This is a genomic window from Cupriavidus sp. DF5525, assembly GCF_040149425.2.
GTDB classification, from domain to species: domain Bacteria; phylum Pseudomonadota; class Gammaproteobacteria; order Burkholderiales; family Burkholderiaceae; genus Cupriavidus; species Cupriavidus pickettii_A.
In genome coordinates this window covers 1,021,602-1,045,682 of sequence record NZ_CP168265.1, presented here as the reverse complement: position 1 = coordinate 1,045,682, position 24,081 = coordinate 1,021,602, and the positions used below count along the sequence as shown (strand labels likewise).

Sequence of the window (24,081 nt, the reverse complement as noted above, 5' to 3'; positions counted from 1 at the left end):
GCACCGCCGTTTGGCCGTTCAGGGCCAGATGTTCCAGGGCGACTTGATCCAGATCGCCACGATGATCAGCCACGCCACCGTCAGGGGGATGAACACCTTCCAGCCCAGGCGCATGATCTGGTCGTAGCGGTAGCGCGGGAACGAGGCGCGGATCCAGATGAAGACGGACAGCAGCAGGAATACCTTGATCACCAGCCAGAAGAAGCCCGGGATCGCGTTGGTCAGCACGCTACTGATCGGCGGCGCCCAGCCGCCCAGGAACATCAGCGCGGTCATCGTCGAGATGACGATCATGTTGATGTACTCGGCCAGGAAGAACAGCGCGAAGCCCATGCCCGAGTATTCGATCATGTGGCCGGCGACGATTTCCGATTCGCCTTCCACCACGTCGAACGGGTGGCGGTTGGTTTCGGCCACGCCCGAGATGAAGTAGACGCCGAACATCGGCAGCAGCGGCAGCCAGTTCCACGACAGGATGTTGATGCCCATGTCGGCGAAGTAGCCGGTGTTCTGGCCGTTGACGATCGCCGACAGGTTCAGGCTGCCGGCAACCATCAGCACCGTCACCAGCGCGAAGCCCATGGCGATTTCATACGACACCATCTGGGCCGCGGCACGCATGGCGCCGATGAAGGCGTACTTGGAGTTCGAGGCCCAGCCGGCCAGGATCACGCCGTACACGCCCACCGAGCTGATTGCCATCACGTAGAGCAGGCCGGCGTTCACATCGGCCAGCACCACTTCGGCCTGGAACGGAATCACGGCCCAGATCGCCACGGCCGGCATCAGCACCATCAGCGGGGCAATCAGGTACATGCCCCGGCTGACCTGCGTGGGCATCATGACTTCCTTGAGCAGCAGCTTCAGCACGTCGGCAATCGGCTGCAGCAAGCCGAGCGGGCCCACGCGGTTCGGGCCGAGACGGACGTGCATCCAGCCGATCAGCTTGCGCTCCCACAGAATCAGGTAAGCCACGCACAGCAGCAGCGGCACCACAATGACCACGGCGCGAATCAGGATCCACAGCGGCGTCCATGCGCCGCCGAAGATGGCGTGGCCTTGCGAGGTAATCCAGTCGATCATGTTGCGTTCTCGCTATTCTTCTGCGCTTAGGCGGTGACTTCGGCCTGCTGGCCGACCGGCAGTTCGACGGCCTTCTCGATCGTCACGGTGCCGAACATCCCGCCCAGCCCGATGGCCGCCGGCGTTGCCGCCGGCACGCGCACGGTGTTGGCCGGCAGCGTGGCTTCGAGCACGGCCGGCAGCACCACGCTGCCCTGCCCTTGCGTGACGCGGACCGGGTCGCCCGACTGGATGCCCAGGCGGTTGAACAGGTCGGCCGGCAACGCGATCTGCATGGCGCGGCGCGCGGCGGCGGTCAGCTGCAGCGAATCGGCGCGGCGCACGATCGGGTCGGCGTGGTAGATGGGCACGTCGGCGATGCGTTCGATGCCGTTGGCGGCAGCGGCGCTGACGCGGATCGCCGCATCGGTGCCGTTGTCCAGTTGCTCGGCAACCGGGGCCGACAGTACTTCGGCACGGACCGCTTCGGCGGTGTCGTAGTCGAAGCCGGCCACGTCGAGCAGGTTGCCCAGCACGCGCAGCACCTTCCAGCCCGGACGCGACTCGCCCAGTGCGCGGACCACGCCGTTGAAGCTCTGCGGCAGGCCTTCGCAATTGACGAAGGTACCGGCGGTTTCCGTGAACGGCGTCACCGGCAGGATCACGTCGGCGTACTGCATGGCCGCTTCCGAACGGAACGGCGACAGCACCACCACCGTGTTGGCCTGGGCCAGCGCGGCCAGTGCCTTGCGCGGGTCGGCGGTATCGAACTCGGGTTCGGTGTTCAGCAGGATGTAGGCCTTGCGCGGCGTGTCCAGCATCGCCTGCGCATTGGCGCCGCCCTGCTTGGGCAGCGCGCCGGCGACATAACCGCCGACGGTGTTCGCCGCCTCGGTCAGGAAGCCCAGCTTTGCACCCGTTTCCGTGGCGATCCACTGTGCCAGCGCGTGCAGCGCAGAGAACTGCGGATGGCGCACGGCCTCATTGCCAAGGAACACGGCGCGGCGCTCGCCCGACAGCAGGGCTTCTGCGGTCTTGCCGGCGGCATCGCCGCCATCGAAACCTTCGGTACCGGCCGGAGCGGCCACGCCCTTGGCGGCAGCCACGGCACGGGCCACGCCGGCGAGAGCCGCGGTCCAGCCCGACGGCGCCACGTCGATGCGGGCGGCCACGGGCATCAGCAGGTCTTCACCACCCGCGCCCAGCACCGCGACACGGGCACCCTTCTTGGTGGCCTGGCGCAGGCGCGAGGCCAGCAGCGGATGATCCTTGCGCAGCGACGAGCCAATCACCAGCACGCGTTGCAGCGCGGTCACGTCGGCTACCGGCATGCCGAGCCACGGCGCGCCCTTGAGCGCCGCCGAGAAGTCGGACTGGCGCAGGCGGAAGTCGACGTTGTCGCTGCCCAGGCCGCGCACCAGCTTGCCCAGCAGGAACAGTTCTTCCAGCGTGCTGTGCGGGCTGGCCAGCGCGGCGATCTGGTCGGCGCCATGCTCGCGCTTGATGCCGGCCAGCCCGTTGGCGACGTATTCCAGTGCGGTCTGCCAGTCGGTTTCCATCCATTCGCCGCCCTGCTTCAGCAGCGGGCGGGTCAGGCGGTCGGCACTGTTCAGGCCTTCATACGAGAAGCGGTCCTTGTCGGAGATCCAGCACTCATTAATGTCTTCGTTTTCCAGCGGCAGCACGCGCATCACGCGCTGGTTCTTGGTCTGCACCACCAGGTTCGCGCCCAAGCCATCGTGCGGCGACACCGACTTGCGGCGTGCCAGTTCCCAGGTACGGGCCGAGTAGCGGAACGGCTTGCTGGTCAACGCGCCGACCGGGCACAGGTCGATCATGTTGCCCGACAGTTCCGAATCGACGGTCTTGCCGACGAAGGTGGTGATTTCCGAATGCTCGCCGCGGCCCAGCATGCCCAGCTCCATCACGCCGGCCACTTCCTGGCCGAAACGCACGCAGCGGGTGCAGTGGATGCAACGCGTCATCTCCTCCATGGAGATCAGCGGGCCCACGTTCTTGTGGAACACCACGCGCTTCTCTTCCTTGTAGCGCGACTCCGAGGCACCGTAGCCCACGGCCAGATCCTGCAGCTGGCATTCGCCGCCCTGATCGCAGATCGGGCAGTCGAGCGGGTGGTTGATCAGCAGGAATTCCATCACGGACTTCTGCGCCTTGACTGCCTTCTCCGAATTGGTGAAGACCTTCATGCCAGGGGTCACCGGCGTGGCGCAGGCGGGCAGCGCCTTGGGCGCCTTCTCGACCTCGACCAGGCACATGCGGCAGTTGGCCGCGATGGACAGTTTGCGGTGGTAGCAGAAGTGCGGGATGTAGGTGCCCAGCTTGCGGGCGGCTTCCATCACCAGGCTGCCTTCAGCAACCTCAACCTTCTTGCCGTCGATCTCTAGTTCAACCATGTTCTGCCACGCTTAGATGTAGGCCGGAACCATGCACTGCTTGTGTTCGACGTGATACTCGAACTCTTTCCAGTAGTGCTTGAGCATGCCGCGGACCGGCATCGCCGCGGCATCGCCGAGCGCGCAGATGGTGCGGCCCATGATGTTTTCCGCGACGTTGTTGAGCAGGTCCAGGTCTTCCTGGCGCCCCTCTCCGTGTTCAATGCGATTGACCATGCGGTAGAGCCAGCCGGTGCCTTCGCGGCACGGCGTGCACTGGCCGCACGATTCCTCAAAATAGAAGTACGACAGGCGCAGCAGCGAGCGGACCATGCAGCGCGTCTCGTCCATCACGATCACCGCGCCCGAGCCCAGCATCGAGCCGGCCTTGGCGATCGAGTCGTAGTCCATGTCGGACGCCATCATCAGGTCGCCCGGCACCACCGGCGCCGACGAACCGCCCGGGATCACCGCCTTGATGCGCTTGCCACCGCGCATGCCGCCGGCGAGTTCCAGCAGCTTGGCGAACGGCGTGCCCAGAGGGATCTCGTAGTTGCCGGGACGCTCGACGTCACCCGAGATCGAGAAGATCTTGGTGCCGCCGTTGTTCGGCTTGCCCATCTTCAGGTAGTTCTCGGGGCCGACGGCGAGCAGGAACGGCACCGCGGCGAAGGTCTCGGTGTTGTTGATGGTGGTCGGCTTGCCGTACAGGCCAAAGCTGGCCGGGAACGGCGGCTTGAAGCGCGGCTGGCCTTTCTTGCCTTCCAGCGATTCGAGCAGCGCGGTTTCCTCACCGCAGATGTAGGCGCCATAGCCGTGGTGGGCGTGCAGCTGGAAATCAAAGCCCGAGCCCAGGATGTTGTCACCCAGGAAGCCGGCAGCACGCGCCTCTTCGAGGGCCTCCTCGAAGATCTTGTACTCGTTCCAGATCTCGCCGTGGATGTAGTTGTAGCCCACGGTGATGCCCATCGCATACGCGCCGATGGCCATGCCTTCGATCAGCGAGTGCGGGTTGTAGCGGATGATGTCGCGGTCCTTGAATGTGCCGGGCTCGCCTTCATCGGTGTTGCAGACCAGGTATTTCTGACCCGGGAACGTGCGCGGCATGAAGCTCCACTTCAGGCCGGTCGGGAAGCCCGCACCGCCACGGCCGCGCAGGCCGGAGACCTTGACGTCGGCGATCACCTGTTCCGGCGGGATCTTCTCGGTCAGGATGCGCTTCAGTTGCTGGTAGCCGCCACGCTTGACGTAGTCTTCCAGGTGCCAATTCTTGCCGTCCAGGCCGGCCAGGATCAGCGGCTGGATATGGCGGTCGTGCAGACTGGTCATGTTACTTGCCCCCCTTGGCTGCAGCCTCGGCCTTGAGCTCGTCCACGAGCGCGTCGAGCTTGTCGTCGCTCATGAAGCTGCACATGCGGGTGTTGTTGACGATCATCACCGGCGCGTCGCCGCAAGCGCCCATGCACTCGCCCTCTTTCAGGGTGAAGCAGCCGTCAGCGGTGGTCTCGTTGTAGTCGATCCCGAGCTTGCGCTTCAGGTACTCGCCGGCCCGCTCGCCGCCCGACAGGGCGCACGGCAGGTTGGTGCAGACGGCGAGCTTGAATTTGCCCACCGGCCTGGTGTCATACATGTTGTAGAAGGTCGCCACCTCTTCCACCCACACGGGTGGCATCTCGAGGTAGTTGGCGACGAACTGCATGACTTCGGGGGAAACCCAGCCCACCTCGCCCTGCGCCACGGCAAGCGCCGCCATCACGGCCGACTGCTTCTGGTCGGCCGGATACTTCGCGATCGCGCGATCGATTTCCTTGAGAGCTTCTGCTGATAGCATGGTCATTGCAGTAAAACGGCGGAGGCAGCGCAACTGGGCGTCCTTCCGCAGGTTTGCAGCCGTCGCTGCCGTTCCGCCGGCGGGCCTTAGGCCTTGCCGGTCCGCCGCGGGTCTTCCGGGCCGCTCCACTCAGCGGAGCGCCGCGGAAAGCGCCCGGATCGTCGTCCGGGCCGGCGGTCCGTGATTAACGGTCGATCTCGCCGAAGACGATGTCTTGCGTGCCGATGATCGTTACCGCGTCAGCAATCATGTGTCCCTTGGCCATTTCGTCCAGCGCGGCCAGGTGGGGGAAGCCAGGTGCACGGATCTTCAGGCGGTACGGCTTGTTCGCGCCATCCGAGATCGCGTAGATGCCGAACTCGCCCTTCGGGTGCTCCACCGCCGCGTACGCTTCGCCTTCGGGCACGTGGAGGCCTTCGGTGAACAGCTTGAAGTGGTGGATCAGCTCTTCCATGTTGGACTTCATGTCCACGCGCGAGGGCGGTGCTACCTTGTGGTTATCGGTAATCACCGGGCCCGGGTTGCGGCGCAGCCATTCCACGCACTGCTTGATGATGTGGTTGGACTGGCGCATCTCTTCCACGCGCACCAGGTAGCGCGCGTAGCAGTCACCACCCACGCCCACCGGGATGTCGAAGTCCAGCTTGTCGTACACCTCGTACGGTTGCTTCCTGCGCAGGTCCCACTCGATGCCCGAGCCGCGCAGCATCGGGCCGGTAAAGCCCATCTGCAGTGCACGTTCCGGACTGACCACGCCGATGTCCACCAGGCGCTGCTTCCAGATCCGGTTGTCGGTCAGCAGCGTCTCGTATTCGTCGACGTGCTTCGGGAACCGGTTGGTGAAGTCCTCTATGAAGTCCAGCAGCGAGCCCGAACGCGCTTCGTTCATGGCCTTGATGGCACGCTCGTTGTGGACTTTGGAGGCACGATATTGCGGCATCGTGTCAGGCAGGTCGCGGTAGACGCCGCCCGGACGATAGTAGGCCGCGTGCATGCGCGCACCCGAGACCGCCTCGTACATGTCGAACATGTCCTCACGCTCGCGGAAGGCGTACAGGAACACCGCCATCGCGCCCACGTCCAGCGCGTGTGCGCCGATCCACATCAGGTGGTTCAGCAGGCGGGTGATCTCGTCGAACATCACGCGGATGTACTGCGCGCGGATCGGCACTTCGATGTCCAGCAGGCGCTCGATCGCCATCACGTAGGCGTGCTCGTTGACCATCATCGACACGTAGTCGAGGCGGTCCATGTAGGGCACGCTCTGGATCCAGGTCTTCTGCTCAGCCAGCTTTTCGGTGGCACGGTGCAGCAGGCCGATATGCGGGTCGGCGCGCTGGATGACTTCGCCGTCCAGTTCCAGCACCAGGCGCAGCACGCCGTGCGCGGCCGGGTGCTGAGGGCCGAAGTTCAGGGTGTAATTCTTGATGTCTGCCATGGCGCGATCTCAGTGCTCCAAACCGCCGTACTTGTCCTCGCGGATCACGCGTGGCGTAATCTCGCGCGGCTCAATCGTGACCGGCTGGTAGATAACCCGCTTCTGCTCCGGGTCGTAGCGCATCTCGACGTAGCCGGAGACCGGGAAATCCTTGCGGAACGGATGGCCGACGAAACCGTAGTCGGTCAGGATGCGGCGCAGGTCCGGGTGGCCGTCAAACACGATGCCGTAGAAATCGAAGGCTTCGCGCTCGAACCAGTTCGCCGAGTTCCACACGTCGATCACGCTGGCCAGCACCGGGAAACCGTCATCCGGGGCGAACACGCGCACGCGCAGGCGCCAGTTGTGGGTCACCGACAGCAGGTGCGAGACGGCGGCAAAGCGCTGGCCATCCCAGGCGCCGTCGCCGTATTCGGAATAGTCCACGCCGCACAGGTCGATCAGCTGCTCGAAACGCAGCGACGGATCGTCGCGCAGGATGCGGGCGACTTCCAGGTAGTCGTCGGCCTTGACGATCAGCGTCAGTTCGCCGGTCGCCTCGATCAGATTCTGCACGCGCTTGCCGAGAGCCTTCTCGAGCGCGGCCTTCAGGGTGTCGAGCTTCGCCATTTCAGCCCTTGCGCGCGATGGTGTTGGTACGCTTGATCTTGTTCTGCAGCTGGATCACGCCGTAGATCAGCGCTTCGGCCGTCGGCGGGCAGCCCGGCACGTAGATATCCACCGGCACGATCCGGTCGCAGCCGCGCACCACCGAGTACGAATAGTGGTAGTAGCCGCCGCCGTTGGCGCACGAGCCCATCGAGATCACCCAGCGCGGTTCGGCCATCTGGTCGTAGACCTTGCGCAGCGCGGGGGCCATCTTGTTGCACAGCGTGCCGGCCACGATCATCACGTCCGACTGGCGCGGCGACGGGCGAAACACCACGCCAAAGCGGTCCAGGTCATAGCGCGCGGCGCCGGCATGCATCATTTCCACGGCACAGCAGGCCAGGCCAAAGGTCATCGGCCACAGCGACCCGGTGCGGGTCCAATTGATCAGCTTGTCAGCGGTAGTCGTGACGAAGCCTTCGTTGAGAACGCCTTCGATTGCCATTTCACATCACTCCCAATCGAGCGCGCCCTTTTTCCAGATGTAGACGAAGCCCACGATGAATTCCAGCAGAAACACGCCCATGGCGATGAATCCCGGCCAGCCGATATCCCTCAGGGCAACACCCCACGGAAACAGGAAGGCGGTTTCGAGATCGAACAGGATAAACAGGATGGCGATGAGGTAGTAGCGCACGTCGAACTTCATGCGCGCATCCTCGAACGCTTCGAAGCCGCACTCGTACGGCGACAGCTTCGCGGGATCGGGCTTGTTCGGACCGAGGATCCGACCGATCGACATCAGTGCCACGCCGAGCACGACACTGAAGATGATGAAGATGAGAACGGGGAAGTAGGCTTCGAGATTCAAGGTACGGCCAGCCTTATCTGGAATGTTGTCAACAGCACCAGCTGAAGCGGCGTCCTGTTGCCCACCCCAGGCGCTAAGCCATGAGCCTCATGGCGCGCCGCCTTGCGGACTGCCGGAGCCCCACGCTCGGGTGCATTGCCCGGCCAGGGACTCCGATCAAGTTGTTTGGTGCCGACGGCGAGACTCGAACTCGCACAGCTTTCGCCACTACCCCCTCAAGATAGCGTGTCTACCAATTTCACCACGTCGGCTGGGGGAGAAACAATATTGCCTGGCGCCGGGTTTTCAGGCCCTTCAGGCCTTTTGCAGAGGCTTTCGCCTTCGCTTAAGACCCATCGCTGGGGAATCGTTTCAAGCCTTGCATTCTAACCCAAATTTCTTGCTTTGTTCAACGCACAACTGCAAAAAAACTCAGGAATCCGCCGCAAGGCTAACGGATTATTTCGGTACAGCGGGGGCTGCGGGCGCCGATGCGGCAGCTGCCGCAGCCGGGGCCGCGGCCGGTGCCGAAGCGCCTGCCGTGGCGGGCGCCGAAGCCGGCGCCGCGCCCATCACGCCCAGCGAAGCGGCCGGCTTGTAGTTGCCCAGCAGCGTCAGTGCCAGCGTGCAGACGAAGAACAGCGTGGCCAGCACGGCGGTGGTGCGCGACAGGAAGTTTGCCGAGCCGGTGGCACCGAATAGGCTGCCCGAGGCGCCCGAGCCGAACGCCGCACCGACATCGGCGCCCTTGCCATGCTGGATCAGCACCAGGCCAATCACGCCCAGCGCAGACAACACCTGCAACACCACCAACAAAGTCTTGAAGATTGCCATTTGATTTAAATAAGCGTTACTTGCCTGATCGGACGATCGGTACGGCCGGCATTCAGGCGTTGCCGATCGCGAGAAAATCTTCCGACTTCAGCGAGGCGCCACCAATCAGGCCCCCGTCGATGTCGGCCATCGAAAACAGTTCGGCCGCATTGTCCGGCTTGACGCTGCCGCCATACAAGATAGCCATGCGTTCGGCCACGCCGGCGTCGCGCGCCGCCACCCGGCCGCGCAGGAAGGCGTGCACCGCCTGCGCCTGCGCGCTGGTCGCGGTCTTGCCCGTGCCGATCGCCCAGACCGGCTCATAGGCCAGCACCACGCGGCTCAGTTGCTCCACCGACAACGCTTCCAGCACCGCCTGCAGCTGGCGTCCGACCACCGCCTCGGTCTCGCCCGCTTCACGCTCGGCCAGCGTTTCACCGACGCAGATCACCGGGACGATGCCGAACTCAAGTGCGCGCAGCGCCTTGGCCGCCACCACCTGGTCGGTCTCGCCATGATAGGCGCGGCGCTCGGAGTGGCCGGCCAGCACGTAAGTGCAGCCGAACTCGCCGATCATCGACGCAGCCACTTCGCCGGTGAAGGCGCCACGCGCCTCCGCCGATACATCCTGTGCACCCCAAGCCACTTGCGAGCCATTCAGCAGCGCCTGGCATTGTGCAAGATAGGGGAACGGTGCGCACACCGCCAGCTTTGCGCCGGTCGAACGCCCGGCACCAGCCTTGATTCCCTCCAGCAGCGCCGCGTTCGCAGCCAGGCTGCCATGCATCTTCCAATTGCCGATGACGAGCTTCTGTCTCACTTGTGCCCCTCCGAAATCAAACCCGGTATTGTAGCGTGTCGCAGGGGCGCGGCGCTACCGCCGCCCGATGGCCGCGGCATTCGTCACATCACAACGGAAGCCGGCCGGGCCTCACCAGTTCAGCACGATCTTGCCAATGTGCTCGCTCGACTCCATCAGCCGGTGCGCGTCAGCGGCCTGCGCTGCCGGGAACACCTCGTGGATCACCGGCTTGATCTTGCCGGCGGCCAGCAGCGGCCACACCTGCTCGTGCAGCGCCGCGGCGATCTTGCCCTTGAACGAGGCCGGGCGCGGGCGCAGCGTCGAGCCGGTCACGGTGATGCGCCGGCGCAGGATGTCGCCCAGCGGGATCTCGGCCTTGGCACCGCCCAGCAGCGCGATGATGACGATGCGGCCATCGTCGGCGATGCACTTCAGTTCGCGTGCCAGGTAGGGGCCGGCGACCATGTCGAGGATCACGTCGACGCCCTTGCCTTCGGTCAGCGCCGCCACTTCGGCGACGAAGTCCTGGGTCTTGTAATTGATCGCGCGGTCGGCGCCGAGGTCCTCGCACGCCTTGCACTTTTCATCGGTGCCGGCGGTGACGAACACCTTGAAGCCCAGCGCCTTGGCGATCTGGATCGCGGTCGTGCCGATGCCGCTCGACCCGCCCTGGATCAGCAGCGTCTCACCTTTGCCGCGCGGGCCCTGCCCCAGGTAGCCGCGATCGAACACATTGCTCCACACGGTGAAGAAGGTCTCGGGCAGCGCCGCCGCCTCGATATCGCTCAGGCCTTGCGGCACCGGCAGGCACTGCGCCACCGGCGCGGTGCACAGCTGCGCGTAGCCGCCACCCTGCACCAGCGCGCAGACGCGGTCGCCGACCTTCAGGCCGAAGCGGTTGTCCGCATGCGACAGGTCGCCGCCCACCACCACGCCCGCCACTTCCAGGCCGGGCAGGTCCGATGCGCCCGGCGGCACCGGGTAGTTGCCGGTGCGCTGGAATACGTCCGGACGGTTCACGCCGGCGGCGGCCACGCGGATCAGGATCTCGCCCGCGGCGGGCACCGGGTCAGGACGCTCGGTCAGCTGGAGGACTTCCGGGGCGCCGTATTCGCGGATCTCGATGGCTTGCATGCTTCTCTGCTCCTTGTCTTTGTCCTGGCGCGGGCCGGGCTGAACGCTCACCGCGCCAGGATCGGTGTGAGCCGTTGCTCGTTTGGGTTGCCGGCAGTGTAAACAAAAAAACGGCTGGGCATCGCCCAGCCGTTTTTCTGCGGCACCGCCTTGCGGCGGCGCCATTGGGACAATCCGTCCCGCTTACTGCTGCTGCTCCGAGCCACCGGCCGGTGCTGCCGGCGCGGCGCTTTCGCCGGCATTGATCGGGCTGATGCTGCCACCCTCTTCTGCCAGTGCGGCCTTCAGCGACAGGCGCAAGCGGCCCTTCTCGTCGGCCTGGATCAGCTTGACGCGGACCTGCTGGCCTTCCTTCAGCCAGTCCTTGATGTCCTTCACACGCTCGTTGACGATTTCCGAGATGTGCAGCAGGCCATCCTTGCCCGGCAGGATGTTGACGATGGCACCGAAATCCAGCAGCTTCAGCACGGTGCCGGCGTAGATCTTGCCCACTTCGGCTTCGGCGGTGATGCCTTCGATGCGGCGCTTGGCTTCGGCCATGCCTTCGGTCGACGTCGAGGCGATCGTGATGGTGCCGTCTTCCTGGATGTCGATGGTGGTGCCGGTTTCCTTGGTCAGCGCCTGGATGGTCGAGCCACCCTTGCCGATCACTTCGCGGATCTTGTCCGGATGGATCTTCATGGTGATCATGCGCGGGGCGTGTGCCGACAGCTCGGTGCGGGCGTGGCCCATCGCTTCCTGCATCTTGTGCAGGATGTGCAGGCGGCCTTCACGGGCCTGTGCCAGCGCAACCTGCATGATCTCCTTGGTGATGCCCTGGACCTTGATGTCCATCTGCAGCGCGGTGATGCCGTTGTCGGTACCCGCAACCTTGAAGTCCATATCGCCCAGGTGATCTTCATCACCCAGGATGTCGGTCAGCACGGCAAACTTGTTGCCTTCCAGGATCAGGCCCATGGCAACGCCGGCCACGTGCGCCTTGACCGGAACGCCGGCGTCCATCAGTGCCAGGCAGCCGCCGCAGACCGAAGCCATCGACGAGGAACCATTGGATTCGGTGATTTCCGAAACCAGGCGAATGGTGTAGGCGAACTCGTCGTCCTTCGGCAGCACCGGGATCAGTGCGCGCTTGGCCAGGCGGCCGTGGCCGATTTCACGACGCTTCGGGCTGCCCACGCGGCCGGTTTCACCGGTGGCGAACGGGGGCATGTTGTAGTGGAGCATGAAGCGGTCGCGGTACTCGCCGGCGAGCGCGTCGATGATCTGCTCGTCGCTCTTGGTGCCGAGCGTCGCCACCACCAGCGCCTGCGTCTCGCCGCGGGTGAACAGCGCCGAGCCGTGCGCACGCGGCAGCACCGACGAACGGATCTCGATCGGGCGCACGGTGCGGGTGTCGCGGCCGTCGATACGCGGCTCGCCGCCCAGGATCTGGCCGCGCACGATCTTGGCTTCCAGGTCGAACATGACATTGCCGACTTCCACCTTGTCGGCTTCCACGCCGGCGGCTTCCAGTGCGGCCGCCACGTTGGCGTTCACTTCCTTCAGCTTCTGGCTGCGGGCCGACTTCTGGCGCAGCTGGTAGGCTTCCTGCAGCAGCGGCAGCGCGACTTCGGTGACCTTGGCGATCAGCGGCTCGTTCTTGGCGGCCGGGGTCCAGTCCCACTCGGGCTTGCCACCTTCGCGCACCAATTCATGGATCGCGTTGATCGCGATCTGCATCTGCTCATGGCCATAGACCACGGCGCCCAGCATCACGTCTTCAGACAGCTGGTTGGCTTCCGATTCCACCATCAGCACGGCGCGCTCGGTACCGGCGACCACCAGGTCCAGGTCCGAGGTAGCGATCTGCGAGCGGGTCGGGTTCAGCAGGTACTGGCCGTCCTTGTAGCCCACGCGCGCGGCGCCCACCGGGCCGCTGAACGGGATGCCCGACACGGCCAGCGCGGCCGACGCGCCGATCAGCGCGGGGATGTCGGCGGGCACTTCCGGGTTCAGCGAGATCACGTGCACCACGACCTGCACTTCGTTGTAGAAGCCCTCCGGGAACAGCGGGCGCAGCGGACGGTCGATCAGGCGCGAGGTCAGCGTCTCGTTTTCCGACGGACGGCCTTCACGCTTGAAAAAGCCGCCGGGGATCTTGCCGGCCGCGTAGGTCTTCTCGATGTAGTCGACGGTCAGCGGGAAGAAGTCCTGGCCCGGCTTCGGGTTCTTGGCGGCGACCACGGTCGCCAGCACCACGGTGTCTTCCACATTGACCAGCACGGCACCGCCGGCCTGGCGGGCGATTTCGCCGGTTTCCATGCGGACCGTGTGCTGGCCCCACTGGAATTCCTTGACGACCTTGTTGAACATGGACATTTGCATTCCTTGACTTGCGTGCACGCCGCGCGGGTCCATACATGAGACCCGGGCTGGGCATGCGACGCCTGCGTTCCCAGCCGCAGGCAAACTGCCGGTTGCCGGTCGCAGTCTCAGGGAAGTGCTATGCCATTCCAGCGCGGCACTGTTGCCGATGCCGTGCTGGAATGACACAAAGCCCTGTTTCCTTGTCCGGTCCGGGATACCGAAAAACACAAAAAGAACAACTTACTCCGTTGCGCGGCTTGCTGCAACGGGGCCCCGGGGAATCGGAATTCTCGCCGGGAAGCGTGAAGCGAAAATCACTTCCTCAACTTGCCGCATGCCCGGCCGGTGCAGAAGCGCCCGGCCAGAAATGCAAAATGCCTGCCCCAGCAATGCTGAAGCAGGCATCGAGGCCTCACGCGAAACCGTGCAAACCCAGGAATCGCGCTGCCATCGGACGCAACCTCTGGCGCAACCTTACTTGCGCAGGCCCAGCTTTTCGATCAGGGCACGGTAGCGGTCGGCGTCGTTGGACTTGAGGTAGTCCAGCAGACGGCGGCGGCGGCTCACCATGCGCAGCAGACCGCGGCGGCTGTGGTGATCCTTCATGTTGGCCTTGAAGTGCGGGGTCAGTTCGTTGATGCGGGTGGTCAGCAGGGCCACTTGCACTTCGGGGCTGCCAGTGTCGTTGGCGCCACGGGCGAACTGCTTGATGACTTCGGACTTGTTGATATCGGCGACTGCCATAATGATTTCCTTTCACTTGCGAACGCTACAGCGCGGGATGCGCCGCATGCGTCGTGTCACTTGCTTTTGGATTCTCTGCCGCCAACCAGCCGATGGCCCGGCGACGACAGCCGTGCATTATAACGGAAAAGCCATGGCAGGAGAACCTGCCGCCGGCCCTTCCAAATACATCGCTCAGGGACGCTCCATCCGGCACGTGGTTGGCAGCGTGGTTTGCGCCGCCTTGAGCTTGCGCACCGTGCGGAAGCCGTAGCCCGAGCCCTCGTTGTCGAAGCGCACGGTCCCACCCTGCCGCTCCATCACCGAGACGTACAGCGGTTGCAGCACCTGGTGGTCGTCGGCGCGCACGGTGGCCTCGTGGAAGTCGTTGACGAAGCGCATGTTCTCGAGCGCGCGCGCCACCTTGACCGCGTCGGTGGAGCCGGCTTGCTCGATCGCGCGCGCCAGCATTTCCACCATCATCTGCATGCGCAGGTGGACGTAATCGTCCTTGGGCTCCGGATAACGCGCACGGAACTGCTGGTAGAAGGCGTCGGATGCCGCCCCGCCCACGTTCGGGTGCCACTCCGCCACCGCCAGCACGCGGCCGACGCCGGCATCGCCCATCGCTGCCGGCGCGCCCAGGCCATTGCCATAGAACGTATAGAACTTGGCCCGCAACCCGCCCTCGCGCGCAGCTTTTACCATCAGCGTCAGGTCATTGCCCCAGTTGCCGGTGATGACCGCATCCGCCCCGCTCGCCTTGATCTTGGCGATATAGGGCGCAAAGTCCTTGATCTTGCCGATCGGGTGGAATTCGTCGCCGACTACCTGGATATCCGGCCGGCGTGCCGCCAGCATCTCGCGCGCCGAGCGCGACACCTGGTGGCCGAAGCTGTAGTCCTGGGCGATCAGGTACACCTTTCGCACCGACTGGTCCTGCCGGATCACCTCGGTCAGGGCCTGCATGCGCATGTCGGCGCTGGCGTCGAAGCGGAAGTGCCAGAAGCTGCAGTTCTCGTTGGTCAGGCTGGGATCGACCGCCGAGTAGTTCAGGAACAGCACGCGCGCATCAGGCTGGCGGGCGTTGTGGCGGTTGATCGCCGACACGAGCGCGCCGGCCACCGCCGAGCTGTTGCCTTGCAAGACGAAGGGAACGCGTTTGTCAGTGAGCGCTCGCAACTGGATCAGGCTTTCGTCCACATTGCCCTTGCTGTCGAAGGTAACGAGTTCCAGTTGCCGCGCGCCCTCGGCGGTCTTGACGCCGCCGCGCGCATTGATGCGCTCGATGGCCAGGCGCAGGTTGCGCGCCACCGCCTCGCCGGCGTTGGCGAACGGACCGGAAAGCCCGTCGATCATGCCCAGCCGGATCGGCTCCTGCGCCGACGCGCCCGCCGCCGCCGCCAGCAACAATCCGCCCAGCCATCCCCGCCACCACGCCGCAACCTTCATGTTCTCTCCCGGAAAGCGCTGGATGGTACGGCAGCAGCCATGCTCCAGGCAAATGTCCCATGGACGTTCGGGCGGGCACAATTTCCCCGACGAAGCCGCGACATTGCACGAAGAACTGCCAGAAAGCAGCGCTTCATGCACACAAGCCGGGGCCCGGCACTACACTTCCGGTATCACACCCTGCATCAACCGAGGTTTGCCATGAGTTCTGATATCGCCGGCGGCGCGCGCCGGCTCGCGCTGTGGCTGGGCGCCGTGCTGCTGTCCGCCTGCGCCACCCTGATGCCGGTGCAGGAAGGCCAGAAGCTGATCGGGCAACCCCAGGCCGCGGTCCAGGCGATGTTCGGACCTCCCACCGACGCATTCCCGCTGCGCGACGGCACGTCGCGCTGGATTTATTCACATCAGCCGATGGGCCAGCAGGCCTACGGCGCCGACTTCGACCGTAATGGCAACCTGACCAGCTTCCGCAACATGCTGTCGACCCCCGAGCTATACAAGGCGCAGGTCAACACCTGGACCAAGCGGGACGTGGTCGAGCATTTCGGCATGACGCGCCTGCCGATTGATTACTACCCGCGGATGCGCAACGAGGTCTGGTCCTACCGCTTCCGCCATGAAGACGTGTGGCCGTCGCTGTTCCATTTCTATTTCGACGATGCCGGCGTGCTGCGCCGGACGCAGATCACGCCCGACCCGCTCTACGAACCGGATGAAAGGTTCCGCCGCTGGTAGGCGCACATGAAAAAGCCCGCCATCCCCGGATCGGAAATGACGGGCTTGGTCCGGACGCTCAGGCCGGGTCAGCCTTCCGCCGTCTAACGCAGGTGTCGGGTCAGATCTGCGGGTTGATCTTCTGCACGGCCTTGTCGTGCAGCTTGTTCAGCGCGGCCAGATAAGCCTTGGCCGAGGCGGCGACGATATCCGGGTCGGTGCCCACGCCATTGACGATGCGGCCGGCCTTGGACAGGCGCACGGTCACTTCGCCCTGTGCCTCGGTGCCGCCGGTGATGGCGTTCACCGAATAGAGCACCATCTCGGCACCGCTGGCCACGCGCGACTCGATCGCATGCAGCGTAGCGTCGACCGGGCCATTGCCCTCGCCTTCGCCGCTCTGCTCCTGGCCGTCCATGCTGAACACCACGCGCGCATGCGGGCGCTCACCGGTCTCGGAGTGCTGAGCCAGCGAGATGAAGCGGAAGTGCTCGTTGGCATCGTGCTGGGCCTCGTTCGAGACAATGGCCATGATGTCTTCGTCGAAGATCTCGGCCTTCTGGTCGGCCAGTTCCTTGAAGCGGGTGAATGCGGCGTTGACTTCGCTCTCGCTCTCGAGCTCGACGCCCAGTTCCTGCAGGCGCTGCTTGAAGGCGTTGCGGCCCGACAGCTTGCCCAGCACGATCTTGTTGGCGCTCCAGCCCACATCCTCCGCACGCATGATCTCGTAGGTATCGCGCGCCTTGAGCACGCCATCCTGGTGGATGCCCGAGGCATGCGCGAACGCGTTGGCGCCCACCACGGCCTTGTTCGGCTGCACCACGAAACCCGTGATCTGCGACACCAGCTTCGAAGCCGGCACGATCTGCGTGGTGTCCACGCCGACGTCCAGGTCGAAATAGTCGCGGCGCGTCTTCACCGCCATCACCACCTCTTCCAGGCTGGTGTTGCCGGCGCGTTCGCCCAGGCCGTTGATGGTGCATTCGATCTGGCGCGCGCCGGCCAGCTTCACGGCGGCCAGCGAGTTGGCGACGGCCATGCCCAGGTCGTTATGGCAGTGCACCGACCAGATCGCCTTGTCCGAGTTGGGGATGCGCTCCCGCACCGAGCGGATCAGGTCCGCATAGCCCTCGGGCACGGCATAGCCCACGGTATCCGGCAGGTTGATCGTGGTCGCGCCTTCGGCGATCACGCCTTCCAGCACGCGGCACAGGAAGTCCATGTCCGAGCGGCTGCCGTCTTCCGGCGAGAACTCGATGTCATCGGTGAACTGGCGCGCAAAGCGCACCGCCAGGCGGGCCTGCTCGTACACCTGGTCCGGCGTCATGCGCAGCTTCTTCTCCATGTGCAACGCGGATGTGGCGATGAAGGTGTGGATGCGGAACGAATTGGCGGGCTTGAGCGCCTCGGCGGCGCGGGCGATGTCCTTGTCGTTGGCGCGCGCCAGCGAGCAGATGGTGGAGTCCTTGACGACCTGGGCGATCGAGCGGATCGCTTCAAAGTCGCCGTTGGAGCTCGCCGCGAAACCGGCCTCGATCACATCGACCTTCAGGCGTTCCAGCTGGCGCGCGATGCGGATCTTTTCCTCGCGGGTCATGGAGGCGCCCGGCGACTGCTCGCCGTCACGCAACGTGGTGTCGAAAATGATGAGTTTGTCAGACATTTGTGGAGCTCCTGATTGCTTATAGTGTGCTGTCCCCGGCATGCCGCCACCGGAGCTTTACCGCCTGTTCCGCGCTCCACGGCTGTGGAATGCAAAACGCCCCGGCGTGCATGAAGCAGGCCGGGGCGTTGGAAAATTCCTTGCGGATTTCGCGCTAAGGGGTGAGTCCGTCCTTAGCGTGCGCGCGTCCCGACCTGATGGCCTAGTAGGCCACCTAGGGTGGTGCGGGCGATTAGGACTTGGCGCGAAATCATGGTTGCGACTATAGCTGACTTGGCGAGCGCGTGCAACACAGGGTTTTGCCGCACGCGCCCCGCCAGCGTCTGCAGGGGTTAGCCCTTGGGCGGGATGCGCAGCTTCTGGCCCGGGTAGATCTTGTCCGGGTGGCTCAGCATCGGCTTGTTGGCCTCGAAGATCTTGTTGTAGTCGGCGCCGTTGCCATAAGCCGCCTGCGCGACCGCCCACAGCGTGTCGCCCTTGACCACGGTGTGCCACTGCGACTCCGCCGCTTCGACATTGACCGACATCTTGTCCTCGACCTTGTCCACGCCCTCGACGTTGCCCGCGCACAGGATGATCTTCTCGCGTGTGGCCTGGTCCGGCGCCACGCCAAATACGGTGACCAGCCCCTGCGAGCCGTCGACCTGCACCATCAGCCCGGTGGCATCGAGCCCCATCTTCTTGATGTACGCCTCGATCGCGTCGCCCGCGGCACGATTGGCGGCATCAACCTTCTCGGCCGACGCATCCGCCTTGGCGGCGTCCTGCGCAGCCTTGGCCTCGCCGATGCCGAACAGCTTTTCCCCTGCTTCCTTGATGAAGTCGAACATGCCCATGACATCCTCCTGACGGTAAGTGGAAAACACTGCAGAGTGCCACGCCGTCCAGGCCGCGGCATGAAAACAATTGTGAATCCCCCGTGATCCCCCAAAACCCCCAAAGACCCGGAAAGCACGAAGGGCGCCGTAGCGCCCTTCCCTGCCTGCAACAATCAGGAATCGCTTCCGTTGTCGCGCATCTTCTTCACGCCGCCCTGCTGTCCGTGCAGGGCACGCCAGCCCCACAGCAGGTAGCCCGAGATCGCGTAGGCCACAAAGAGTCCGAACAACGCGACCGGCGGATCGGTCGATACCACCACGAACAGCACCAGGACCAGCACCATCATGCCGAACGGCACGCGGTAGCGTACGTCGAGTGCCTTGCCACTGTAGAACGGCGCGTTGGACACCATCGACAGCCCGGCGTACAGCGTGATGCCGAACGCCACCCACGGCATCCACAGCTCCTTGACCGGCAGCTTGTTGTCGATTACCAGCCAGACGAAGCCGGCGACAAGCGCTGCAGCCGCAGGACTCGGCAGCCCCTGGAAGAAACGTTTGTCGACAACGCCAATATTGGCGTTGAAGCGCGCCAGTCGCAGCGCTGCGCAGGTGCAGTAGACAAAGGCTGCTATCCAGCCCCACTTGCCCAGATCATGCAGGATCCATTCATACATCACCAACGCCGGCGCCACGCCGAACGAGGTCATATCCGACAGCGAGTCATACTGCTCGCCAAACGCACTCTGCGTATTGGTGATGCGCGCCACGCGCCCGTCCATGCCATCGAGCACCATGGCCGCGAAGATGGCGATGGCCGCCACGTCGAAGCGCATGTTCATCGCCTGCACGATGGCAAAGAACCCCGCGAACAGCGCTGCGGTGGTGAACGCGTTGGGCAGCAGGTAGATGCCGCGCCGGCGCGGACGCTGGCGCTCGTAGACGACGTCGTCGTGGTCATCGGCGGCATCGGCATCGTCGTCATAGTCTTCGGCGCCGCGCAGCTGGTTATGGCGGAACGGCCGCAGATGCGTCACGTTGCCATTGTTGACCCGCTTGTTACGTCGATGGAAGGCAACCATCACAGTCCTCCTGTATGGCCGTCGCTCACTTGACGTCGAGTTCGGCGAGGATGGTCGACGAGGCAGACACCTTTTCGCCGATGGTCACGCGCGGACGCGCATCGAGCGGCAGGTAGACGTCCACACGCGAACCAAAACGGATAAAGCCATAGCGCTGGCCGCGCGACAGGTTGTCGCCGACCTTGGTGTAGCACAGGATACGGCGCGCCACCAGGCCGGCCACCTGCACCAGCGTCACCAGCTGGCCGTCGGCCGCGCGCCGGATCAGCACGGCATTGCGCTCGTTCTCGGTCGAGGCCTTGTCCAGGTCCGCGTTGACGAACTTGCCCGGGAAATATTCGACCTTCTCCACCGCGCCGTCGACCGACACGCGGTTCGAGTGCACGTTGAAGACGTTCATGAAGACGCTGATCTTCAGCGCCTCACGGCCGCCGTAAGGATCCTGCGCCTTTTCGACCACGACGATGCGGCCGTCGGCCGGGGCCAGCACCGCGTTGGGCTGCGAAGGGATCGGGCGCGGCGGATCGCGGAAAAATTGCAGCACGAACACCGTGATGATCCACAGCGGCAGCGCCCACCAGAAGCCCGCGCTGGCGTGCACCAGCAGCGAGATGACAAAGGCGCCGGCCAGGAACGGCCAGCCTTCACGGGCGATCAGCGGATGAGGATAGTTCATGCAGTACGAGTTTCGGTGGATACAAAGCTATGGCAAGACGGCGCGGCGGCGGCGATAGCGGCCGCCGGATCGGTGCCCCATTGTCGCGGAGCAGCATGATGCACGCCTTGCCCGAAGTCTGACAAGCATAACAAAAAGCCGTCCAGGCCCCGCACCCTCCCCTTCTGATGATAGAAGGGCATGGCACGGAACGCTGAACGGCTTCGGCCCGTCGCCGTGCGGCGCGGACCATCAGGCAGTCAGGTCAGCTTAGTTCTTCGACTGGTCGACCAGCTTGTTCTTGGCAATCCACGGCATCATCGCACGCAGCTTGGCACCCACTTCTTCGATCTGGTGCTCGGCGGTCAGGCGACGGCGCGAGATCAGGGTCGGGGCGCCGGCCTTGTTCTCCAGCAGGAAGCTCTTGGCATATTCGCCGGTCTGGATGTCGGTCAGGCACTGCTTCATCGCCTTCTTGGTCTCTTCGGTCACCACGCGCGGGCCGGTGACGTACTCACCATATTCCGCGTTGTTGGAGATCGAGTAGTTCATGTTGGCGATGCCGCCTTCGTAGATCAGGTCGACGATTAGCTTCAGTTCGTGCAGGCACTCGAAGTAGGCCATTTCCGGCGCGTAGCCGGCTTCCACCAGCGTCTCGAAGCCGGCCTTGATCAGCTCGACGGTACCGCCGCACAGCACGGCCTGCTCGCCGAACAGGTCGGTTTCGGTTTCTTCGCGGAAGTTGGTCTCGATGATGCCGGCACGGCCGCCGCCGTTGGCGGTGGCGTACGACAGCGCGATGTCACGGGCGGCGCCGGACTTGTTCTGGTGCACGGCGATCAGGTGCGGCACGCCGCCGCCTTGCGAGTAGGTCGAGCGCACGGTGTGGCCCGGGGCCTTCGGCGCGATCATGATCACGTCCAGGTCGGCACGCGGGATCACGGCACCGTAGTGCACGTTGAAGCCGTGGGCGAAGGCCAGCGCGGCGCCTTCCTTGATGTTGTCGTGCACTTCGTTCTTGTACACGTCGGCGATCTGCTCGTCCGGCAGCAGGATCATGACCACGTCGGCACCCTTGACGGCATCGGCCACTTCCTTGACCTGCAGGCCGGCGGTGGCGGCCTTGTTCCACGACGCGCCGCTCTTGCGCAGGCCGACCGTCACGTTGACGCCCGAATCCTTCAGGTTCAGCGCGTGGGCATGGCCCTGCGAGCCATAGCCGATGATGGTGACGTTCTTGCCCTTGATCAGGGAGAGGTCGGCGTCCTTGTCGTAAAACACTTTCATGATAAATCCTTCAATCTCTGTCTTTTGTATGAGGTGGGCGGCATCCTCGTGCGCATCGTGTGCGCCCGGATCGCGCCGCCCGGGGATACTGCTTGAACCTGTGCGACTGGCTGTGCGGGCGGCTGGCGATCAGACCTTCAGGATGCGCTCGCCGCGGCCGATGCCCGAGCCGCCGGTACGGACGGTCTCCAGGATGGCGGTGCGGTCGATCGCGTCCAGGAACGCATCGAGCTTGACGCCGTTGCCGGTCAGCTCGATGGTGTAGGTCTTCTCGGTAACATCGATGATGCGGCCGCGGAAGATGTCGGCGGTGCGCTTCATTTCCTCGCGCTCCTTGCCGACCGCGCGCACCTTGACGAGCATCAGCTCGCGCTCGATGTGCGCGCCTTCGGTCAGGTCGACCACCTTGACCACTTCCACCAGGCGGTTCAGGTGCTTGGTGATCTGTTCGATCACGTCATCCGAGCCGGTGGTGACGATGGTCATGCGCGACAGCGAGGAGTCCTCGGTCGGCGCCACGGTCAGCGTCTCAATGTTGTAGCCGCGCGCCGAGAACAGGCCCACCACGCGCGACAGCGCCCCCGGTTCGTTTTCCAGCAGGACCGAAATGATGTGTCGCATTACAGGTCCTCCGCGCCGAGCAGCATTTCAGAAATGCCCTTGCCCGCCTGGACCATCGGCCAGACGTTTTCGGTGGGATCGGTCTGGAAGTCCAGGAACACGGTACGGTCCTTCAGGCGGAACGCCTCGCGCAGCGCCGGCTCGACGTCGGCCGTCTTCTCGACGCGCATGCCGACGTGCCCGTAGGCCTCGGCCAGCTTCACGAAATCGGGCAGCGCGTCCATGTAGGAGTGCGAGTAGCGGTTGTCATACTCGATCTCCTGCCACTGGCGCACCATGCCCAGGTAGCCGTTGTTCAGCGAGCAGATCTTCACCGGGGTGTCGTACTGGAGGCAGGTCGACAGTTCCTGGATGCACATCTGGATCGAGCCTTCACCGGTGATGGTGACGACTTCCTTCTCCGGGAACGCCTTCTTGATGCCCATCGCGTACGGCAGGCCCACGCCCATCGTGCCCAGGCCGCCGGAGTTGATCCAGCGGCGCGGCTCGTCGAACTTGTAGAACTGCGCGGCCCACATCTGGTGCTGGCCAACGTCGGAGCAGATGAACGCATCGCCGTGGGTCAGTTCCCAGATCTTTTCCACCACGTACTGCGGCTTGATGATCTCGGAGGTGCGGTCGTACTTCAGGCAGTCCACCGAACGCCACTGCTCGATCTGCTCCCACCATTTGGCGAGCGCCTCGCGCTTGGGCTTGATGTCGCTGGCCTTGAGCTGGGCGATCAGTTCCTGCAGCACGTCCTTGACGTTGCCGACGATGGGGATGTCGACCTTGACGCGCTTCGAGATCGACGACGGGTCGATATCGATATGGATGATCTTGCGCGCCTGCGAGGTGAAGTGCGACGGGTTGCCGATCACGCGGTCGTCGAAGCGGGCACCGATGGCGATCAGCACGTCGCAGTTCTGCATGGCCATGTTGGCTTCATACGTCCCGTGCATGCCGAGCATGCCGAGGAACTGCTTATGGGTGCCGGGGAACGCGCCCAGGCCCATCAGCGTGTTGGTCACCGGGTGGCCGGTCATCGCCGCGAGCTGGCGCAGTTCGTCGCTGGCATTGGCCAGCACCACGCCGCCGCCGGTATAGATATACGGACGCTCGGCACCCTGCAGCAGCGCCACGGCCTTGCGGATCTGGCCCGAGTGCCCCTTGTTCACCGGGTTGTACGAGCGCATGTCGATCGACTTGGGGTACTCGTACTTGCAGGCATTGCGCGAGACATCCTTGGGGATGTCCACCACCACCGGGCCGGGACGGCCGGTCGAGGCAATGAAGAACGCCTTCTTGATGGTCGAGGCGAGATCGCGCACGTCCTTCACCAGGAAGTTGTGCTTGACGATCGGGCGGGTGATGCCGACCGTGTCGCACTCCTGGAAGGCGTCCTGGCCAATGGCGTGGGTCGGCACGTTGCCGGTGATCACCACCATCGGGATCGAGTCGAGGTACGCAGTGGCAATGCCGGTAACGGCATTGGTCACGCCGGGACCGGAGGTCACCAGCGCTACGCCCACCTTGCCGGTTGCCCGCGCATAGCCGTCTGCGGCATGGACCGCGGCCTGCTCGTGGCGCACCAGGATGTGCTCGAACTTCTTTTGCTTGTGGAGCTCGTCGTAGATGTACAGCACTGCGCCGCCGGGATAACCCCAGACGTACTCGACGCCTTCTTCGGCAAGTGCATGAACGAGAATTTCCGCCCCGATCATTTCGGGTGCGGCAGATGAATTGCTGTCTGCGTGGGAGAATTCCGCGCTGGGCATGTTCATTTCAGTCCTTTGCAATTTTCGGCAAAAAATTGTTTGGATGCTCTCT

22 protein-coding genes and 1 tRNA gene are annotated in these 24,081 nt (G+C 64.4%); 1 reads left to right on the top strand and 22 read right to left on the bottom strand.

What is annotated here, in order from left to right:
* Positions 1 to 18: 18 nt before the first annotated feature.
* From nuoH to ABNX08_RS04940, 15 genes are all read right to left on the bottom strand, one after another.
* Positions 19 to 1,083 (bottom strand): NADH-quinone oxidoreductase subunit NuoH, encoded by a 1,065-nt coding sequence (nuoH, locus tag ABNX08_RS05010; protein WP_022534066.1) that lies wholly within the window; start codon positions 1,081 to 1,083, stop codon positions 19 to 21.
* A gap of 26 nt (positions 1,084 to 1,109) precedes the next feature.
* Entirely contained in the window at positions 1,110 to 3,476 is a 2,367-nt protein-coding gene (gene nuoG / locus ABNX08_RS05005) for an NADH-quinone oxidoreductase subunit NuoG (protein WP_022534065.1), read from the bottom strand.
* Between the two features lie 12 nt (positions 3,477 to 3,488).
* Positions 3,489 to 4,784, bottom strand: coding sequence for an NADH-quinone oxidoreductase subunit NuoF (gene nuoF, locus ABNX08_RS05000; protein ID WP_022534064.1), 1,296 nt, complete (start codon positions 4,782 to 4,784; stop codon positions 3,489 to 3,491).
* 1 nt (position 4,785) lies between these two features.
* Entirely contained in the window at positions 4,786 to 5,286 is a 501-nt protein-coding gene (gene nuoE / locus ABNX08_RS04995) for an NADH-quinone oxidoreductase subunit NuoE (RefSeq protein WP_041681277.1), read from the bottom strand.
* A gap of 184 nt (positions 5,287 to 5,470) precedes the next feature.
* Positions 5,471 to 6,724, bottom strand: a complete 1,254-nt coding sequence (locus ABNX08_RS04990; protein ID WP_022534062.1) for an NADH-quinone oxidoreductase subunit D — start codon at positions 6,722 to 6,724, stop codon at positions 5,471 to 5,473.
* Between the two features lie 9 nt (positions 6,725 to 6,733).
* Positions 6,734 to 7,333 carry an NADH-quinone oxidoreductase subunit C gene (locus ABNX08_RS04985; RefSeq protein ID WP_022534061.1) on the bottom strand — a complete coding sequence of 200 codons (600 nt, stop codon included), beginning with the start codon at positions 7,331 to 7,333 and terminating at the stop codon, positions 6,734 to 6,736.
* 1 nt (position 7,334) lies between these two features.
* On the bottom strand, positions 7,335 to 7,817 hold the full coding sequence (locus tag ABNX08_RS04980; protein ID WP_011297145.1) for an NADH-quinone oxidoreductase subunit B family protein: 483 nt from the start codon (positions 7,815 to 7,817) through the stop codon (positions 7,335 to 7,337).
* Positions 7,818 to 7,823: 6 nt separating this feature from the next.
* On the bottom strand, positions 7,824 to 8,183 hold the full coding sequence (locus tag ABNX08_RS04975) for an NADH-quinone oxidoreductase subunit A (protein ID WP_022534060.1): 360 nt from the start codon (positions 8,181 to 8,183) through the stop codon (positions 7,824 to 7,826).
* A 166-nt stretch (positions 8,184 to 8,349) separates the two neighbouring features.
* Positions 8,350 to 8,434: transfer RNA gene (locus ABNX08_RS04970), tRNA-Leu, on the bottom strand.
* A 187-nt stretch (positions 8,435 to 8,621) separates the two neighbouring features.
* Positions 8,622 to 8,996: a preprotein translocase subunit SecG gene (gene secG / locus ABNX08_RS04965; RefSeq protein ID WP_022534059.1), complete on the bottom strand. Its 375-nt coding sequence runs from the start codon at positions 8,994 to 8,996 to the stop codon at positions 8,622 to 8,624.
* A 52-nt stretch (positions 8,997 to 9,048) separates the two neighbouring features.
* Positions 9,049 to 9,762, bottom strand: a complete 714-nt coding sequence (gene tpiA, locus ABNX08_RS04960; RefSeq protein WP_051369873.1) for a triose-phosphate isomerase — start codon at positions 9,760 to 9,762, stop codon at positions 9,049 to 9,051.
* 144 nt (positions 9,763 to 9,906) lie between these two features.
* Positions 9,907 to 10,911: an NAD(P)H-quinone oxidoreductase gene (locus tag ABNX08_RS04955; protein WP_022534057.1), complete on the bottom strand. Its 1,005-nt coding sequence runs from the start codon at positions 10,909 to 10,911 to the stop codon at positions 9,907 to 9,909.
* 183 nt (positions 10,912 to 11,094) lie between these two features.
* Positions 11,095 to 13,269 carry a polyribonucleotide nucleotidyltransferase gene (gene pnp, locus ABNX08_RS04950; RefSeq protein WP_022534056.1) on the bottom strand — a complete coding sequence of 725 codons (2,175 nt, stop codon included), beginning with the start codon at positions 13,267 to 13,269 and terminating at the stop codon, positions 11,095 to 11,097.
* Positions 13,270 to 13,731: 462 nt separating this feature from the next.
* Positions 13,732 to 14,001: a 30S ribosomal protein S15 gene (rpsO, locus tag ABNX08_RS04945; RefSeq protein ID WP_010809136.1), complete on the bottom strand. Its 270-nt coding sequence runs from the start codon at positions 13,999 to 14,001 to the stop codon at positions 13,732 to 13,734.
* Between the two features lie 174 nt (positions 14,002 to 14,175).
* Positions 14,176 to 15,432, bottom strand: a complete 1,257-nt coding sequence (locus tag ABNX08_RS04940) for a branched-chain amino acid ABC transporter substrate-binding protein (RefSeq protein WP_022534055.1) — start codon at positions 15,430 to 15,432, stop codon at positions 14,176 to 14,178.
* Between the two features lie 201 nt (positions 15,433 to 15,633).
* Between ABNX08_RS04940 and ABNX08_RS04935 the strand changes: the two genes are divergently transcribed.
* Positions 15,634 to 16,167, top strand: coding sequence for a membrane protein (locus ABNX08_RS04935; RefSeq protein WP_022534054.1), 534 nt, complete (start codon positions 15,634 to 15,636; stop codon positions 16,165 to 16,167).
* A 100-nt stretch (positions 16,168 to 16,267) separates the two neighbouring features.
* On the opposite strand, the gene ABNX08_RS04930 is transcribed toward ABNX08_RS04935, so the two are convergent.
* From ABNX08_RS04930 to ABNX08_RS04900, 7 genes are all read right to left on the bottom strand, one after another.
* A complete protein-coding gene (locus tag ABNX08_RS04930) occupies positions 16,268 to 17,809 on the bottom strand; it encodes a 2-isopropylmalate synthase (RefSeq protein ID WP_022534053.1) in 1,542 nt (513 codons plus the stop codon).
* 332 nt (positions 17,810 to 18,141) lie between these two features.
* Positions 18,142 to 18,645: a peptidoglycan-binding protein LysM gene (lysM, locus tag ABNX08_RS04925; protein WP_022534052.1), complete on the bottom strand. Its 504-nt coding sequence runs from the start codon at positions 18,643 to 18,645 to the stop codon at positions 18,142 to 18,144.
* A gap of 155 nt (positions 18,646 to 18,800) precedes the next feature.
* A complete protein-coding gene (gene pssA / locus ABNX08_RS04920) occupies positions 18,801 to 19,709 on the bottom strand; it encodes a CDP-diacylglycerol--serine O-phosphatidyltransferase (RefSeq protein WP_022534051.1) in 909 nt (302 codons plus the stop codon).
* A 25-nt stretch (positions 19,710 to 19,734) separates the two neighbouring features.
* The gene (locus tag ABNX08_RS04915) at positions 19,735 to 20,385 is read right to left on the bottom strand and encodes a phosphatidylserine decarboxylase (RefSeq protein ID WP_022534050.1); all 651 of its coding nucleotides are present in this window, start codon (positions 20,383 to 20,385) and stop codon (positions 19,735 to 19,737) included.
* A 249-nt stretch (positions 20,386 to 20,634) separates the two neighbouring features.
* The gene (gene ilvC, locus ABNX08_RS04910) at positions 20,635 to 21,651 is read right to left on the bottom strand and encodes a ketol-acid reductoisomerase (protein WP_022534049.1); all 1,017 of its coding nucleotides are present in this window, start codon (positions 21,649 to 21,651) and stop codon (positions 20,635 to 20,637) included.
* Positions 21,652 to 21,780: 129 nt separating this feature from the next.
* Complete coding sequence (gene ilvN / locus ABNX08_RS04905) at positions 21,781 to 22,272, bottom strand: acetolactate synthase small subunit (protein ID WP_022534048.1); 492 nt, start codon at positions 22,270 to 22,272, stop codon at positions 21,781 to 21,783.
* Entirely contained in the window at positions 22,272 to 24,035 is a 1,764-nt protein-coding gene (locus tag ABNX08_RS04900; RefSeq protein ID WP_022534047.1) for an acetolactate synthase 3 catalytic subunit, read from the bottom strand. The genes ilvN and ABNX08_RS04900 overlap by 1 nt, the downstream gene beginning before the upstream one ends.
* Positions 24,036 to 24,081 lie beyond the last annotated feature (46 nt).

Excerpts from the sequence above, each read along its gene's own strand:
- rpsO (WP_010809136.1), bottom strand. The coding sequence starts at position 14,001 with ATGGCAGTCGCCGATATCAACAAGTCCGAAGTCATCAAGCAGTTCGCC.
- secG (WP_022534059.1), bottom strand. The coding sequence starts at position 8,996 with ATGGCAATCTTCAAGACTTTGTTGGTGGTGTTGCAGGTGTTGTCTGCG.
- ABNX08_RS04955 (WP_022534057.1), bottom strand. The coding sequence starts at position 10,911 with ATGCAAGCCATCGAGATCCGCGAATACGGCGCCCCGGAAGTCCTCCAG.
- nuoF (WP_022534064.1), bottom strand. The coding sequence starts at position 4,784 with ATGACCAGTCTGCACGACCGCCATATCCAGCCGCTGATCCTGGCCGGC.
- ABNX08_RS04990 (WP_022534062.1), bottom strand. The coding sequence starts at position 6,724 with ATGGCAGACATCAAGAATTACACCCTGAACTTCGGCCCTCAGCACCCG.
- ABNX08_RS04935 (WP_022534054.1), top strand. The coding sequence starts at position 15,634 with ATGAGTTCTGATATCGCCGGCGGCGCGCGCCGGCTCGCGCTGTGGCTG.
- ABNX08_RS04980 (WP_011297145.1), bottom strand. The coding sequence starts at position 7,817 with ATGGCAATCGAAGGCGTTCTCAACGAAGGCTTCGTCACGACTACCGCT.
- pssA (WP_022534051.1), bottom strand. The coding sequence starts at position 19,709 with ATGGTTGCCTTCCATCGACGTAACAAGCGGGTCAACAATGGCAACGTG.
- lysM (WP_022534052.1), bottom strand. The coding sequence starts at position 18,645 with ATGGGCATGTTCGACTTCATCAAGGAAGCAGGGGAAAAGCTGTTCGGC.
- ABNX08_RS04985 (WP_022534061.1), bottom strand. The coding sequence starts at position 7,333 with ATGGCGAAGCTCGACACCCTGAAGGCCGCGCTCGAGAAGGCTCTCGGC.
- ilvN (WP_022534048.1), bottom strand. The coding sequence starts at position 22,272 with ATGCGACACATCATTTCGGTCCTGCTGGAAAACGAACCGGGGGCGCTG.
- nuoE (WP_041681277.1), bottom strand. The coding sequence starts at position 5,286 with ATGCTATCAGCAGAAGCTCTCAAGGAAATCGATCGCGCGATCGCGAAG.
- tpiA (WP_051369873.1), bottom strand. The coding sequence starts at position 9,762 with ATGCATGGCAGCCTGGCTGCGAACGCGGCGCTGCTGGAGGGAATCAAG.
- ABNX08_RS04930 (WP_022534053.1), bottom strand. The coding sequence starts at position 17,809 with ATGTCTGACAAACTCATCATTTTCGACACCACGTTGCGTGACGGCGAG.
- pnp (WP_022534056.1), bottom strand. The coding sequence starts at position 13,269 with ATGTCCATGTTCAACAAGGTCGTCAAGGAATTCCAGTGGGGCCAGCAC.
- nuoH (WP_022534066.1), bottom strand. The coding sequence starts at position 1,083 with ATGATCGACTGGATTACCTCGCAAGGCCACGCCATCTTCGGCGGCGCA.
- ABNX08_RS04915 (WP_022534050.1), bottom strand. The coding sequence starts at position 20,385 with ATGAACTATCCTCATCCGCTGATCGCCCGTGAAGGCTGGCCGTTCCTG.
- ilvC (WP_022534049.1), bottom strand. The coding sequence starts at position 21,651 with ATGAAAGTGTTTTACGACAAGGACGCCGACCTCTCCCTGATCAAGGGC.
- ABNX08_RS04940 (WP_022534055.1), bottom strand. The coding sequence starts at position 15,432 with ATGAAGGTTGCGGCGTGGTGGCGGGGATGGCTGGGCGGATTGTTGCTG.
- nuoG (WP_022534065.1), bottom strand. The coding sequence starts at position 3,476 with ATGGTTGAACTAGAGATCGACGGCAAGAAGGTTGAGGTTGCTGAAGGC.
- ABNX08_RS04900 (WP_022534047.1), bottom strand. The coding sequence starts at position 24,035 with ATGAACATGCCCAGCGCGGAATTCTCCCACGCAGACAGCAATTCATCT.